15 protein-coding genes are annotated in these 13,088 nt (G+C 67.5%); 12 read left to right on the top strand and 3 right to left on the bottom strand.

The window, feature by feature from the left end:
• Nucleotides 1–378: 378 nt before the first annotated feature.
• Nucleotides 379–789 carry a GntR family transcriptional regulator gene (locus tag O7624_RS23680; protein WP_282237310.1) on the bottom strand — a complete coding sequence of 137 codons (411 nt, stop codon included), beginning with the start codon at nucleotides 787–789 and terminating at the stop codon, nucleotides 379–381.
• A gap of 965 nt (nucleotides 790–1,754) precedes the next feature.
• On the opposite strand from O7624_RS23680, the gene O7624_RS23685 reads away from it, so the two are divergent.
• The 3 genes from O7624_RS23685 to O7624_RS23695 all read left to right on the top strand — a co-directional run bounded on the left by O7624_RS23685 (nucleotide 1,755) and on the right by O7624_RS23695 (nucleotide 3,713).
• Nucleotides 1,755–2,000: a precorrin-4 C11-methyltransferase gene (locus O7624_RS23685; RefSeq protein ID WP_282237311.1), complete on the top strand. Its 246-nt coding sequence runs from the start codon at nucleotides 1,755–1,757 to the stop codon at nucleotides 1,998–2,000.
• 127 nt (nucleotides 2,001–2,127) lie between these two features.
• On the top strand, nucleotides 2,128–2,949 hold the full coding sequence (locus O7624_RS23690) for a GntR family transcriptional regulator (protein ID WP_282237312.1): 822 nt from the start codon (nucleotides 2,128–2,130) through the stop codon (nucleotides 2,947–2,949).
• A complete protein-coding gene (locus O7624_RS23695; protein ID WP_282237313.1) occupies nucleotides 2,946–3,713 on the top strand; it encodes a glycosyltransferase in 768 nt (255 codons plus the stop codon). The genes O7624_RS23690 and O7624_RS23695 overlap by 4 nt, the downstream gene beginning before the upstream one ends.
• Here the strand turns inward: O7624_RS23695 and O7624_RS23700 are convergent.
• Nucleotides 3,697–4,119: a hypothetical protein gene (locus tag O7624_RS23700; RefSeq protein ID WP_282237314.1), complete on the bottom strand. Its 423-nt coding sequence runs from the start codon at nucleotides 4,117–4,119 to the stop codon at nucleotides 3,697–3,699. The genes O7624_RS23695 and O7624_RS23700 overlap by 17 nt on opposite strands.
• Nucleotides 4,120–5,109: 990 nt before the next feature.
• Here O7624_RS23700 and O7624_RS23705 point away from each other — a divergent pair.
• The 5 genes from O7624_RS23705 to O7624_RS23725 all read left to right on the top strand — a co-directional run bounded on the left by O7624_RS23705 (nucleotide 5,110) and on the right by O7624_RS23725 (nucleotide 8,260).
• Nucleotides 5,110–5,505 (top strand): transcriptional regulator, encoded by a 396-nt coding sequence (locus tag O7624_RS23705; RefSeq protein ID WP_126711252.1) that lies wholly within the window; start codon nucleotides 5,110–5,112, stop codon nucleotides 5,503–5,505.
• Between the two features lie 183 nt (nucleotides 5,506–5,688).
• On the top strand, nucleotides 5,689–7,281 hold the full coding sequence (locus O7624_RS23710) for an FtsK/SpoIIIE domain-containing protein (RefSeq protein ID WP_282240736.1): 1,593 nt from the start codon (nucleotides 5,689–5,691) through the stop codon (nucleotides 7,279–7,281).
• Complete coding sequence (locus O7624_RS23715) at nucleotides 7,278–7,532, top strand: hypothetical protein (protein WP_282237315.1); 255 nt, start codon at nucleotides 7,278–7,280, stop codon at nucleotides 7,530–7,532. The genes O7624_RS23710 and O7624_RS23715 overlap by 4 nt, the downstream gene beginning before the upstream one ends.
• Nucleotides 7,533–7,535: 3 nt before the next feature.
• Nucleotides 7,536–7,724, top strand: coding sequence for a hypothetical protein (locus O7624_RS23720; RefSeq protein WP_282237316.1), 189 nt, complete (start codon nucleotides 7,536–7,538; stop codon nucleotides 7,722–7,724).
• Complete coding sequence (locus O7624_RS23725; RefSeq protein WP_282237317.1) at nucleotides 7,721–8,260, top strand: DUF2637 domain-containing protein; 540 nt, start codon at nucleotides 7,721–7,723, stop codon at nucleotides 8,258–8,260. The genes O7624_RS23720 and O7624_RS23725 overlap by 4 nt, the downstream gene beginning before the upstream one ends.
• Before the next feature lie 23 nt (nucleotides 8,261–8,283).
• Here O7624_RS23725 and O7624_RS23730 read toward each other — a convergent pair whose 3' ends face one another.
• Nucleotides 8,284–8,637, bottom strand: a complete 354-nt coding sequence (locus O7624_RS23730; RefSeq protein WP_282237318.1) for a hypothetical protein — start codon at nucleotides 8,635–8,637, stop codon at nucleotides 8,284–8,286.
• A 95-nt stretch (nucleotides 8,638–8,732) separates the two neighbouring features.
• Between O7624_RS23730 and O7624_RS23735 the strand changes: the two genes are divergently transcribed.
• From O7624_RS23735 to O7624_RS23750, 4 genes are all read left to right on the top strand, one after another.
• On the top strand, nucleotides 8,733–10,484 hold the full coding sequence (locus O7624_RS23735) for a replication initiator (protein WP_282237319.1): 1,752 nt from the start codon (nucleotides 8,733–8,735) through the stop codon (nucleotides 10,482–10,484).
• Complete coding sequence (locus O7624_RS23740; RefSeq protein WP_203220703.1) at nucleotides 10,484–10,666, top strand: helix-turn-helix domain-containing protein; 183 nt, start codon at nucleotides 10,484–10,486, stop codon at nucleotides 10,664–10,666. The genes O7624_RS23735 and O7624_RS23740 overlap by 1 nt, the downstream gene beginning before the upstream one ends.
• The gene (locus O7624_RS23745; protein WP_282237320.1) at nucleotides 10,666–11,877 is read left to right on the top strand and encodes a tyrosine-type recombinase/integrase; all 1,212 of its coding nucleotides are present in this window, start codon (nucleotides 10,666–10,668) and stop codon (nucleotides 11,875–11,877) included. Before O7624_RS23740 ends, O7624_RS23745 begins: the two co-directional genes overlap by 1 nt.
• 297 nt (nucleotides 11,878–12,174) lie before the next feature.
• Complete coding sequence (locus O7624_RS23750; protein WP_282237321.1) at nucleotides 12,175–12,963, top strand: hypothetical protein; 789 nt, start codon at nucleotides 12,175–12,177, stop codon at nucleotides 12,961–12,963.
• The last annotated feature ends 125 nt before the right edge of the window (nucleotides 12,964–13,088 follow it).

Genomic DNA, 13,088 nt, shown 5'->3' on the forward strand with positions numbered 1-13,088 from the left:
CGAATGGCGATGAGGGAAACCGCGAGTGGCGGACTACGGCCGTGGTGGGGATGTTGCCCATGTGCCCTGGCAGGCCCTCGGCCTGCTGGTAACGCCGGCCCGAGGGGCCTAGAGGCTCCGGGGTCGTGGGCGGCCCGCAGGCCGTCGCACAGCGCCCTTGATCTCGGAGGGTGGACCCGCACGCGCCGCGCTGCATCCCCACTGCGGGTCGGCGGCGACTCGCACTATGGCGCGGTCCGCCGCGCGCGGCCCGTCTACCGGCCCATTAGCTCGTACGAACGGTCGTCGTCCTGCGGCGGCCTGCCAGGCTCCCGCTCTCCGCGCCAGTGGCGGGCATCAGGTGTGACGCATGGGGTAAGGAAGCTATGCGCTCCGTTGTTATGGGCTGGCGTTACATACGTGGTAAGCCCTGACGACTGCTTCGACGTGCTCTCCCCGCCGGATGACCTTTTCCCGTTCGATCAGCGTTGTTCCGATCTCGACCTGAAACAGCTTTGCTAAACGCGCGTCTGCTGGTATCTCTCGCTGACTTGCCTCTGGCTTGTCCGGCGGATTTTGCATTTGCGGGCTCGCATATGTACCCCTGCCATGCTCGGTGGCCGCAAAGCCGTCGTCCCGCAGAACGGCGATCGCCTTGCGGACCGTGCCGCGTGCTACCCGAAACTCGGCGGTGAGGACGCTTTCGGCTGGCAGTAGGGCGCCCGGCGGGATCGCGCCGGTCTCGATTCGCTCTCGCAGTTCGTCGGCGATGACCCGGTAGCGGGGCTGTCCGTATTGCGGGGTGGGCACCTGGTCACCGTACCTGGCACTTGTCTTACCAAGTGCCAAGCGGAAGCATCGTTTTGATGTGTAGACAACTCATCCACTTGTAGGTACATTTCCGGATGCACGGCTGGGATGGCGGCGCGTATCAGCGGTGTTGCCGCGTCGGACCTGGTCGTGTGAGGCGCGGCGTCCTAGTGGGCCGGTTGCGGTAGCCGCACGTAAAGGTGGCTCGGTGATACCCGACCCGTCCGGTGTCGGAGGGTGCGCCGAGACCTCTGTCGGGCCGGCGGCCGGCTGATTCCCCCTGGTCGGCCACCGGCTCCCCAATGTCTGGAGGTGCGATGCCTGGCTCTCATCGTCGACGTCCCTGGTTCTCATTCTGGCGGTCCCGCCGACAGCCGGACCAGTCCGGGGCCGGCAGCCGCTCCGGCGGTTCCGCTCCTGCTCGCAACGCAGGTCCGCTGCGCTGGGCAATGGAACGGACCCGTGAGCGGCCGACGCTGCGTCATGCGCCGCTGCTGACCCGTGGCCAGGTCTTCCGGGGCAACGGTGGGCGGTGGCCGCGATGAGTCAGACGAGCAGGCGGCCTGCTGTGGCGAGTCATCCCGCGTGGTGTGCGCCGGATCGGTGCGGGCATTTGGTGGCGCCTGTGCTGGCGCACATGGCCCGTCGCCATCGGGGTGTGTTGCTGCGGGTGGGTGAGGTCCGGTCGTCCGGGCTGGTCGTGTCGTACCTGATCGGCTCCGAAGGCGAACCTCCTTCGGTCGTGGTGCATGCCTCGTGCCGGGCCGGTGCCGGCTGGGCCGAACTCACCCTCCCGCAAGCAGGGCAACTCGTCGACCAGCTCCGCTCGCTCCTCACGCAAGCCGCCAGACCAGGGGAGGGCGAGCATGGGCGACAGTGACGAGCCGACCAACATCCACAGGGTCAACACTGCCGGTGAGGCGTCGTGTCCTGACTGGTGTCGGGGCTGTGGGCCGAATGATCCGATGCATCGCCGGCTGCTGGCCACGATCGGCAGCGAGGGCGGCGGCTGGGTGAGCGTGCAACTGCTCCTGGACCGCTTCCGGCGCCGCGACCCGGTCTTGAAGGTCGACGCGACCCGCTCCGGCGCGTCGCAGTCGGTGCTGCTGTCGAGGGTGCAGCTCGATCGGCTGATCTACGAACTGACCTACGCCCGGTGGCGGGTGATGACCAAGGGACAACCGTTGGAGGGACACCATGACCGCCACTGACCGTAGCTCCCGCCGTACTCCGGTGCCCGCGCGTCGACCGGGACGGCCGGTGGTGGCGGTGGATCCAGTGCCGGAGCGGCCTGCGGGTGGGACCACCTGGCAGTCGTTGGAACGTCTAGGGGGTACGGTGACCGGTGTGCATGGCCGGGACTGGCGCCCTCGTTACCTGCAACTCGCTGAAGAGTTGCGGGTCAAGATCACGAGCGGGGAACTCGCTCCCGGCACGCTGATGCCGTCCGAGACGGAGTTGGCCGACACGTCGGGCCTGTCACGTACCAGTGTCCGCAACGCCATCCGTCAGCTCCGCGAGTGGGGCTTGGTCCGCGCGGAGCAGGGGCGCGGCACCTACGTACGGGCACCCCGACAGCGGGTACGGCGTCGAAACGCTGAGCGGTACCAGTGGGAGAAGGACCGGGTCCTGCTCGACCAGGACGAGCGGCTCAAGACCGGCGCGACCGAGCATGACACCGGCCTGACCGTCGATGACCTAAAGTTCCACGCCGAGTACACCCGCGTGGAAGCCGACGAGGACATGGCGGCGGCCTTGCACGTTGAGCCGGGTACGGCGCTGCTGCGCCGGGTCTACTGGACGTCGTCCCGGCACGAGAATGCGCCGCTGACCATGTCGTACTCGTACCTGCCCTATGACCTGGTAGCTGCGAACCCGGACCTGCTCGACGCCAGCAACGAGCCTTGGCCCGGCGGCTCGCAGCACCAGCTCTACACCATCGGCGTCGAGTTGGACCGCATCGACGAAGAGGTCCGGGCGCGTCCGCCGTCGCCGGATGAGGCCGAACTGCTCGACATCGACCCCGGCGTCTCGGTGCTGACCGTGCGCAAGACCTCCATCGACACCGCCGGCCGGGTCGTCGAGGTGGCCGACGTGGTGATGCCGGGGGACCGGACGGAACTGGTCTACTCCCACAAACTGCAACGGTGGAAAACGTGACGCAGCTCGTGTCGGTCATCACCCCGGTCCACGCCCCGAGTGTCGAGTACCTGGCCGGCGCGTACGACTCGTTGGTCAAGCAGGACATGCCCGACGGGTGGGACTGGCAGTGGCTCGTCCAGGAGGACGGGCAGACCGGGACGCTGGCCCAGGTGCTGCCGGACGACCCTCGCATCAGCATCGGCGGCGGTCGTCCCGGCGGCCCAGGCGTCGCCCGCACCCTCGCTCTCTCCCGCGTCACCGGCGACCTCGTGAAGGTGCTCGACGCGGACGACCAACTCACCGCAGGCGCGCTCGCCCGGGACATCGTCGCCTTCGACGCCCACCCGGAGATCGGCTGGACGACTTCGCGGGTCCTGGATCTGATGCCCGACGGCTCGACCGTCGGATGGGACAAGGACCCGGCCGACGGAACCATCGGCCGCGGTGCCGTCCTGGCGTTCTGGCAAGCCAACGGCTACCGCGCTCAGGTCCACCCCGCAACCCTCTGCATCCGCCGGGACCTGCTTCTGGCCCTCGGCGGCTGGATGGCCCTCCCCGCCTCCGAGGACACAGGCCTACTCCTGGCCGCCAGCGCGGTCAGCGAGGGCTACTTCACCCGCGAATACGGCCTGCTCTACCGCAAGTGGCCGGGCCAGGTCACCAGTCAGGCCGCCCACCGTGAACCCGTCGAGTACGAAGGCCGCATGAAGATCATCGAGGCCAGAGCCCAAGCCCTGGCCACGATGCTTCCGAACGGGTTGTCGCTCACTCCTGCGGCGTAGCCTCATGCCCCGGCATCCCATGGGTACGCCGACGCTCCTTCATCTCCGCCTCATAGATGTGCCGCCGACCACCGGCCAGAGTCTCCCGGGCGTACCGCTCGACCTCCTGGAACGCCGCGTAGTACCCATCGTCGAACTCCTCCATGATCTGGAAGGTCCAACGACCCGGTAGGACGTTCCGGCCCAATAACTCCCGCTCAACCCGGTCGGCAACTTCGTTGTGACCGGCCTGCCGTAGTAGCTCGACCACCCGATCAAGGGTCAGGTCCGCGCCGCCGACGAGCTGGTGCGCGGAGTACAGGTGACCGCGTACGCGGTGGATTGTCTCAAGTGCCTTACTCAGCTCACCTAGGGCTTCAATCGTTGTATTGTCCACGCCTTCCGGACGTGAATTCTCCTCATTCAAGGAGCTGCCTCCCTGTCGCCCATCGCTGTTACCGCGCCGAGCCAGTGTGCCCAACTGTGCCGATCCGATGACCGTCGCCTTTCATCGTGAAAGGGCTCCGCGCGTCTCTCGGTCTTCCTGTAACTTCCCGATACGATCGCGATGGCAAACCACCGGCCAGCCGTGGGGTAGGAGTCGCCTCCATGCCCCCCAGGAGGCGAAAATCGCCCCCACAATAGGGAAGGCTGGTGTGATGCCGAAGAAGGATCGCCGGGTCTGCGCGTGTCGCAGTGCTGGCAGGCGCCGGAAGGTCGGCAGGCTGCGTCTCAGCGATTTGGGGAGCCTCGTGGCGCTCCTGTTGAGACTGTTGGTGCTGCTTGCTGCTCATCTTGGTGCAGTCCTCAACGAGGATGAGCCCGCCTGAGACGGGCTCATCGCCGGGGTTGCCCTCGCTCTCGTATGCCAGCGTGCGCGGGGGCTTCCTCCATGCCTCCCCAGAGGGGCGGCAGCATCGGGTTGTTGGTTGGGGCTATGAGTTTCCCCGCTTCGTGTTGCGCTAAGCGCCTAGCGCAACCAACCGTACAGACTTAGCTTCGGTTCCTGCTCCAAGTTACACACTTGCCGTCAACGATACTGCGATACGCGCCGTTATTGCAGTTCCAAACATCAGCCAAGTGCTACCGATCTGGCATCACCAGACTCGGCCAGCATCCCTGTAGAAGCTACAGCCCCGCCGTCGCCGCCGGCACGAGTGCCGGCAGCCTGAGGATCCGGCGGTCCGAAGGAATGAGCCCGCCTGTGCTGCCTGCTCCCTGGGACTCCAGAGCGAGGACCGGCAGCGACGGATGGGGCTGGCCCATGCCTCAGGGTCGGTTCGCCGGCTAGGCATGTGGCGGAGCCCAGTCGTGCAGGCGTCGAGCGATGGGCAGCAAACTTGTTGACTTGTCTGCCAAGTGCCGTCTACCTTGGACTGCAGCTTGGCAGACAAGTCAACAAGTTGGAGGGTGGGCGATGGCTCTGCGTGGCGGTACGAGGTTCGCCGTGCGGTTCGAGGACGTGTTCCCGGCGGGGTGCGCGTTGGTGCCCGAGTCGCTGGGTGAGGTCGAGGACTACGACGAGAAGACGGGTCGGCGGTCTCCGGCGAAGGACAAGGTGACCGGTCAGCGGGTGTGGCAGGTCCGGGTGATGGACCTTGACCCTGAGCTGGGCAAGCGGTCCCGGGAGACGACGGTGAAGATCTCGGCCGACTACCAGCCGGTGCCGCCGTCGGGTGCGCCGTTCGAGGCGGTGGAGTTCGACGGGATGACGGTGACGCCGTACGTGGCAAACAACGGGCGGATGGCGTATTCGCTGCGGGCGACCGGGCTGCGGGCTCCGGTGGTCGGCGGCAAGAAGGCGGCGGCGTAGCCGCTGTTGGTGGGGGCGGGGCTGTCTGGTCTTGGCGGACGGCAGCCCCGCCCCCTGGTGTCTCTTCCCCTGCTCTGTCGAGAGAGGTCCTGACGTGTCCAAGGGTATGCCCGTCGGTGGGCGGGTGCTGGTAGCGGTCGTGCGGGGTGTTCGATGATCCGCCGGCCGCGTGGTGAGGTCGTGATGACCACGGCCGGGGATCTGATGGTGATCCGCCCGCGTCGGCTTGAGCTGCCGCTGTGGCTGATCGCGCTCGGGATGCTGCTGCGCTGGCTGTTCCGGGCTGCTGTCTGGTGTGTGCGGCATCCGGTGATCGTGGGCCTGGTCGTGGCCGGCGGGTGGCTGTATGCCGAGTTCGGCCGGGCCGGGCTGATCGTGCCGCTGGTCCTGGCCGGTCTGGTGTCGGCGGTGTGGCGGTGGAAGCACGAAACATCGTGGTGGACCTGGTGCGCGGGGCCGGTGCTGGGCTGGTTCCGTCAGGTGTTCGTCTACCGGCGAGCGTGGCGGGAGGCCATGACGCTGTGCGGGCTGACCCGCACCTACGACCACCGACCGGTCATGCCGCAGCTCCTGCGGGTGCGCTCGGATCAGGCGCTCGACGTGCTGACGGTTCGCATGGTGCGCGGTCAGACGCCGGAGGAGTTCCAGAAGGTCACGGCCAACCTCGCGTACGCCTTCGGTCGCCGCCACGCCCGGGTCTACTCGGAGCGTCCCGGCGATCCGCCGGTTCGGACTGGCTATTGGGCGTTGGTGCTGGGCTGGGTGGATCGGCTGCGGTACCGGGATCGGCCGTCGCTGGTGTACCTGGTCGTGGTCCGTACCGATGCGCTGCGCACGGTGGTCAAGCCATTCGACGTACCTGCGGTGCCGGACCTCACCGCGCTGCCCCTGGCCCGGCGGGAAGACCTGCGGCGCTGGTCGCTGCACCTGCTCGCCACCCACGTCCTGATTGGTGGGGCGACCCGCTCCGGGAAGGGCTCGGTGCTGTGGTCCCTGGTCCGCTCCCTGGCGGGTGGGATCAGCTCGGGGCTGGTGCGGCTGTGGGTGATCGACCCCAAGGGCGGCATGGAGTTCGCCATGGGCCGACCACTGTTCGCCCGGTTCGCCGGCAAGTCCTTCGAGGCCATGGCCGACCTCCTCGACGAGGCCGTCACCGTGCTACGCGAGCGGCAGACCCGCCTTGCCGGCACGGTCCGGGTACACACGCCGACCGAGGCTGACCCCCTGGTCGTGGTCGTCATCGACGAGATGGCCGCCCTCACCGCGTACCTTCAGGACGTCGAGCTGCGCAAGCGCATCGCCTCGTCGCTTGGGTTGCTGCTGTCCCAGGGGGCCGGCGTCGGCGTCCTCGTGGTGGCAGCGTTGCAGGACCCGCGCAAGGAGGTACTGCCGTTCCGGGACCTGTTCCCGACCCGCATCGCGCTCGGCCTGACCGAGGCCGCTCAGGTCGACCTCGTCCTTGGCGAGGGTGCCCGCAACCGGGGCGCGCTGGCCGACCAGATGCCCCGATGGGCCAAGGGCGTCGGCTACGTGATCCTCGACGGCACCCCCGAACCCGCCCGGGTCCGTTTCTCCCACATCACCGACGACGACATTCGCCAGCTCGCCGCAACCCATCCGGCTCCGGCTGACGCGGCGGACATCCTCGCCCAGGTCGGCCGGGAAACCGCCCCCGAACCCACCCACCGCCCGCCGGTGCCCCGCCCACGCGGGCCGCTGCTGCCGGACTCCCTGCTCAACATCCTCCGCGACACCGACGGGGGTGAGCCGCGGTGACCACCCCGACCTTCTACCGGCTGCGCGCCCCGCACCCCAATGGGCAGAGCAGCACCGCCGTGTCCGTCCGCGTCGACCCGCACCGGCCCGACCCGTACCCGGTCTATCTCGCCGTCGGCGGCGGCCGGCGTCGCATGCACCTCACCCCCGACGAGGCGTGGGCGCTGTGGCGCTGCCTGTCCGAAGCGGTCGCCTCCCTCGGTGAACCACCCGAGCACATCCGTACCCGCGTCGCCCCGGCCCGGAGGTAACCGATGTCCCTCAAACGCTTCTTTCTCGGCACCGGCCGGATCAAGCCGCTGCACATCGAACTGGACGGCAGCCCGGACCGGCTCGCCGCCGCCCTGCACGGACTGGCGCACATGGTCAACCGCCGCCGCGACCTCGACGGCCAAAGCATCCGCATCACCCTGACCGTCCGCGACACCGGGGGCCGCCGGTGACCCGCGACCGCATCGAATCCGCCGTACGCCTGCTCATCCTGCTCGCCATCGGCACCATGGCCGGCGCCGCCGCGTTCACCCACGTCCACGACCTGTCCGTCGCCCACGGCCAACCACACTGGATCGGCTGGGCCAACGCCGTAGCCGTCGAACTCATGGCCATCTACCTTGGCCTCGAAATCCGCGCCCGTCGCCGCAACGGTCGACCGGTCGGCTTCGTCGGCGTCCTCCTGGTCGCCTTCGCCCTGCTCTCCCTCGCTGCTCAGGTGGCGGAGGCTGAGCCGTCCATGTGGGGCTGGATCGTCGCCGCCGTTCCCTCGCTGGCCTTCCTCGCCCTGGTCAAGGTCGTGCTGTCCAGCGCGCCCGCCGAACCAGTCCAGACCCAAACCCACACCGAGCGGTACGAGGTGCCAGAACCGCCCGCCGCCGACATCGAACCGGTCCGCCCGACTGAGCCGGTGGCCGTCGTCCCGGCGGTGGTGCCTCCTCGTGTCGTTCAGCCGCACCGGCCGCACGTCGTCGGGATCATCCGATGAGCGCCGTCGACGCCGGTCGCCGGCTACCGGAACTCGTGGACGACCTCGATCTCACCGACGATGTGCGCGTTGAACTCCTCCAGCTCCTCGGCGGGCACCCACAGCTCAAGGATGGTGTCGCCGCCGACCTGACGGACGGGGTAGCGGCTGAGGAAGTCCGTCTCGACGTGGAAGCGGGTCACGTACCCCACACCGGAGGCAGGCACGTTCCAGTCCCGGGCGATCTTGACCGCGTAGTCCTCGTTCAGCACCGGGTAGAAGATCGGCTGATCGGGCAGACGAGGCGGCCACTTCCGCCACCCCGAGGCGCGGACAAGCTCCAGCTCCTTCGGCCCGGTCGGGCGCCACAACACCGTCGTACCCACGCCGCCGCTCATCTCGACCCCGCTACTCCCATCGATCGTGAGCCCGGACAGTACCGATCCACCCGCAACCGTCACCACCGCTTTCACTGTCCGTCCGAGGTGCGCCGATGACGGCTCCCACCCTGCCCGGCCTCGAACCCGCCCCGACCTCGGCTGCACCACCTCGGCCGGGGTCGCGGGCGGCCCGCATGGCACTACCCCGCTCGGTCGACGTGCTCAAGGAGATCGCGGCTGAATACGGCGTCTGCGTCCGTCCCCTCGCCATGCGCCGTACCGACCTGAACACCGGCCTGACCGAGGTCATCGACCTGCCTTGCGGCGCGACCCGCGAAGACAAGTGCGCGCCCTGTGCGAAGAAGAACCGCCGGCTGCGGCAGGCCCAGATCCGCGAGGGCTGGCACCGAGACGACGAGCCGCTACCGCCACCGGAGCCGGCGACCGAGGAACAGAAGGCGCTGATCCTGCTGCGCGGGCATCTGGAGTTCTCCCGCGATGAGGCATCCCGGGCCAGTCAGTGGGACCAGGTCGCCGACCTCGATGAGGCGATCCGCGAGGTGGAAGAGGCAATCGCGGCCGAAGGGCTCCGGGGACGGGTGGCGCCGCCGCACTCGACCGACGACGAGGACCAGGCGGACGACGACAACGGCCGGCGGCGCAAGCGTTCTACCCGCCGTCGCCAGGATGCCCCGGACCTGCCTCGGCGTAAGGTCGAGCGCCGTACGGTCGGCAAGACCTACACCGCCCCCGACGGCACCAGCTATCGGCCGTCGATGTGGCTCACGCTCACCCTCGACTCGTACGGCCCGGTCCGCCCCGACGGCACCCCGCTCAACCCCGACCGGTACGACTACCGCCGGGCGGCGTGGGACGCGGTGCACTTCCCTCGGCTGCTCGATCGGTTCTGGCAGAATCTGCGCCGCTGCGAGGGATGGAACGTCCAGTACGCCGGCTGCGTCGAGCCCCAACGCCGCCTCGCCCCACACGCGCACTTCGCCATCCGGGGCACCATCCCGCGCGACGTGCTCCGGACCGTGGCGGCGGCTACCTATCACCAGGTGTGGTGGCCCAGCGTCGATGTTCAGCGGTACACCCTCGACCGGCTGCCCGTCTGGGACGAGCAGGCTTCCGTGTGGGTCGACCAGGACACCCGCGCGCCGCTGACCACCTGGTCGGAAGCACTCGACGCCATCGACGACGACCTCGACGCGGAACCGGTGCACGTCGTGCGCTTCGGCTCCCAGGTCGACGCACGCGGCGTCATGCCCGGCACCGAAGATGCCGAGCGGACCATCCGCTACGTCACGAAGTACATCACCAAGCACACCGGCGACGTCCACAAGGCGACGACTGACCGGCAACGGGCGCACCTCGACCGGCTGTGGCAGGAACTCCAGGTCACCCCGTGCACCGACCGGTGCGCGAACTGGCTGCTCTACGGCGTCCAACCGAAGCGGGCGCACGCGAAGCTCAAGCCGGGCCGCTGCAAGGGCAAGGTTCACCAGCGGGACACCCTCGGCATTGGCGGTCGGCGCATCCTCATCTCCCGCGACTGGTCCGGCAAGACCCTCTCCGACCACAAGCACGACGTCCGGGCCTGGGTGCGTGCCCTGCTCGGCGTGAGTGTCGGCCTGGAGGGCGTCGACGACCAGGGCGCCACCGTCGAACCGGTCCGCTACGCCTGGGAACTCGCCCGACCCGACGATCCCGACGTCGGCCCGATGGCGCACCGGTTGCTGCGGGCTATCGGTGAACGTGCCCGCTGGCGCTCCGAACTCCTCGCCGCCAAGGACCGCGCCGCCCAGCTCCCCGGCACCGCCTCGACGACGGAAACGGACGGCACAACGGGGGAGGGGCAGTAATGGCGGCGAACGATGGGCTCTGGACGATCCGGGACGTGGCGGCGTACCTACGTGTACCGACCGAAACGCTCTACCGCTGGCGGAAGGTCAAGTACGGTCCGCCGGCGGCTCGGGTCGGCCGACACCTGCGGTACGAGCCGGAAGCGGTCCGATCCTGGGTACGTGAGCAGGCGGCGGCCTGATGGGACACGTAGAGGATCGTTGGTACAAGACGCTTCGCCACCCCGGCGGGCGACGGGAACGGGTCAAGACAGACCTGTTCGGCAAGGGCCTGCGCTACCGGGTGCGCTACATCGGCCCGGACGGCAGGGAACGCAAGAAGTCGTTTCCGGACCGGGCCAAGCGTGAGGCTGAGGCGTTCCTTGTCTCGACCGAGTCGGACAAGCTACGCGGCTCGTACGTCGACCCGGTCGCCGGCCGGATGACCTTCGCCGAGTACGCCGAAACGTGGCTACGGACGCGCTCGTTCGACGAGTCGACCCGCGAGAGCACGGAGTTTCGGGTACGCAAGCATCTGCTGCCGTTCTTCGGCTCGCAGAAGCTGGCCGAGATCAAGCCGGGTCACATCCGGGCATGGGACGCGAACATGGTCGGCAAGCTGGCCCCGGCGACCCGGGCCGTGGTCTTCGCGCACCTGCGCACCATCCTCGGCGCGGCAGTCGACGACGAGCGGATCGCCAAGAATCCGTGTTCGGCAAAGTCGGTCAAGCCACCGCGACCAGTGCAGCGTCGGGTGGTGCCATGGCGGTACGACCAGGTTTCGGCAATCCGCGGTGGCCTCGCCCAGCGCTACCGCCCCATGGTCGACCTGGGCGCTGGCTGCGGTCTGCGGCAGGGAGAGATTCTCGGCCTCGGGGTCGACGACATCGACCTTGACACCGGCTGGGTGCACGTCTGCCGTCAGGTCAAGCTCGTCCGCTCCCGGCTGGTCTTCGGGCTACCCAAGAACGACCGGGACCGCCGGATACCGCTGCCAGACTCCGTCGCCCAGGTGCTGAAGCAGCACGTCGACGACTTCGCCCCGGTGTCGCTCACCCTGCCGTGGGAGGACCCGGCCACCGACGAGCGGGTCACGGTCCCGCTGCTGTTCACCACCACCCGGCGCGGTGCGATCAACCGGCGCACCTTCGACAACAAGAGCTGGCGTCCCGCCGTCGTGGCGGCCGGCATCACGCCGACCCGCTCCACCGGGATGCACGCCCTACGCCACTTCTACGCCTCGTCGCTGCTCGACGCGGGGGAGAGCATCAAGGCTCTCGCCTCCTACCTCGGCCACACCGACCCCGGATTCACCCTCCGCGTCTACACGCACCTGATGCCGGCCAGCGAGGAACGCACCCGGCGCGCCATCGATGACATTCTTGGGCAAGATGTGACTTCTCCAGTGGAGTGAGGCGGTTCGAGAGCTACTAATGCTTGCCTTGCCCCGTCGATTAGACCGTTGTCGAAGGGGCATTCGACAATCACCGCTTGGCGGGCTAAGTTTGATGCTTGCGGTCGTAGGTCTCACCCACTTGCGATCAACGTCTTTCTGATGGTAATTCACGGCTTCGATCTCGTTGAAAGATGATTGATGGATTCTATCCTAGGTGCCACAGATCGCCGGGCAGTCGGGTTCATAATTCCGTGGGGTTGGCTGTCCGCCATACTGGCGATGATGACGTTTTGTTCCTTGGGGACCTTAGCGGTGGTGGTTGGCACCAAGGATGTCGACACGCTTAGTACCATCGCTCTGGGATTGGCCATTCTTGCGTTTGTGGCTCAACTCATCGTCTCGCTTGCGCAGGGGATGTCGGGTGCGCAGCAAGTGATGCAAGCAGAGCGCATCAACGCCGATACTCAATCCGCGCTAGCAGCCCTTAGGGCAACCAGTGACGCCCTCTTGGTGACGCAGCGTGAACACTTTAGTAAAGTGCTAACTGCTGCTCTTGCGCGTGCGGTCCCTGAAGCTGTTGACGAAACTCTGGCTGAGGTCTCTGGTGAGAGTGGTCAAGCGGAGGCCACGCCCGAGCAACTCGATCAACTTCAGGCTGCGATCCTGGCGAGGGTAGAAGACTTGCTGGATCGTTCGCCTCGATTTCATTCTAAGAACGTCGGATCCAGATTAGGCGCACCTGATCCTCTGTACTTTGAATTTGCAAGGAAGCCGGACCCGGGCAGAGTTAGGGATTTGATGGAAATTTACCAGTCGCTGAGTCCTCGGGCGCAAAGCGTTTTCCATTCTGCGGCAAACCGGGCTATTCGTGCTGCGCGCGAAGGTTCTCGAAATGCAGCTACTCATCTGAAACTTCTTTCTTCAGGAACCATCCCGGACGCCCATGCTGAACTGCAGGAGAAGGGGTTGATCTCGTTGGGGGAAGTGCGTCAACGTGACGGCGCGGCTTCGACTTCTTATCGTATTACCCCTCTTGGTGTCGAAGTTGCACGCCTCCAATCGGGTGGCTATGGCCACGAGCCTCGTTTGTTGCCGCATCCCTAGTTGACTCCTTTGTTAGGCCCGGCGCGCCCTGGCGACGCCCTGAGCGGGTGCCAGGCGAACAAAACGCCTGCTCAGGGCGCGTCTCGCGTTCATAATCCGGCGTACAGGTCGACTCGTCCGTCGTC

It is taken from the genome of Verrucosispora sp. WMMD1129, assembly GCF_029581255.1.
Taxonomy (GTDB): domain Bacteria; phylum Actinomycetota; class Actinomycetes; order Mycobacteriales; family Micromonosporaceae; genus Micromonospora; species Micromonospora sediminimaris.

What these genes read in the sequence shown, in the direction of transcription:
- O7624_RS23745 (WP_282237320.1), top strand. Translation starts at nt 10,666, where the DNA reads ATGGGACACGTAGAGGATCGTTGGTACAAGACGCTTCGCCACCCCGGC.
- O7624_RS23735 (WP_282237319.1), top strand. Translation starts at nt 8,733, where the DNA reads ATGACGGCTCCCACCCTGCCCGGCCTCGAACCCGCCCCGACCTCGGCT.
- O7624_RS23705 (WP_126711252.1), top strand. Translation starts at nt 5,110, where the DNA reads ATGGCTCTGCGTGGCGGTACGAGGTTCGCCGTGCGGTTCGAGGACGTG.
- O7624_RS23720 (WP_282237316.1), top strand. Translation starts at nt 7,536, where the DNA reads ATGTCCCTCAAACGCTTCTTTCTCGGCACCGGCCGGATCAAGCCGCTG.
- O7624_RS23740 (WP_203220703.1), top strand. Translation starts at nt 10,484, where the DNA reads ATGGCGGCGAACGATGGGCTCTGGACGATCCGGGACGTGGCGGCGTAC.
- O7624_RS23730 (WP_282237318.1), bottom strand. Translation starts at nt 8,637, where the DNA reads ATGAGCGGCGGCGTGGGTACGACGGTGTTGTGGCGCCCGACCGGGCCG.
- O7624_RS23685 (WP_282237311.1), top strand. Translation starts at nt 1,755, where the DNA reads ATGCATCGCCGGCTGCTGGCCACGATCGGCAGCGAGGGCGGCGGCTGG.
- O7624_RS23710 (WP_282240736.1), top strand. Translation starts at nt 5,689, where the DNA reads ATGACCACGGCCGGGGATCTGATGGTGATCCGCCCGCGTCGGCTTGAG.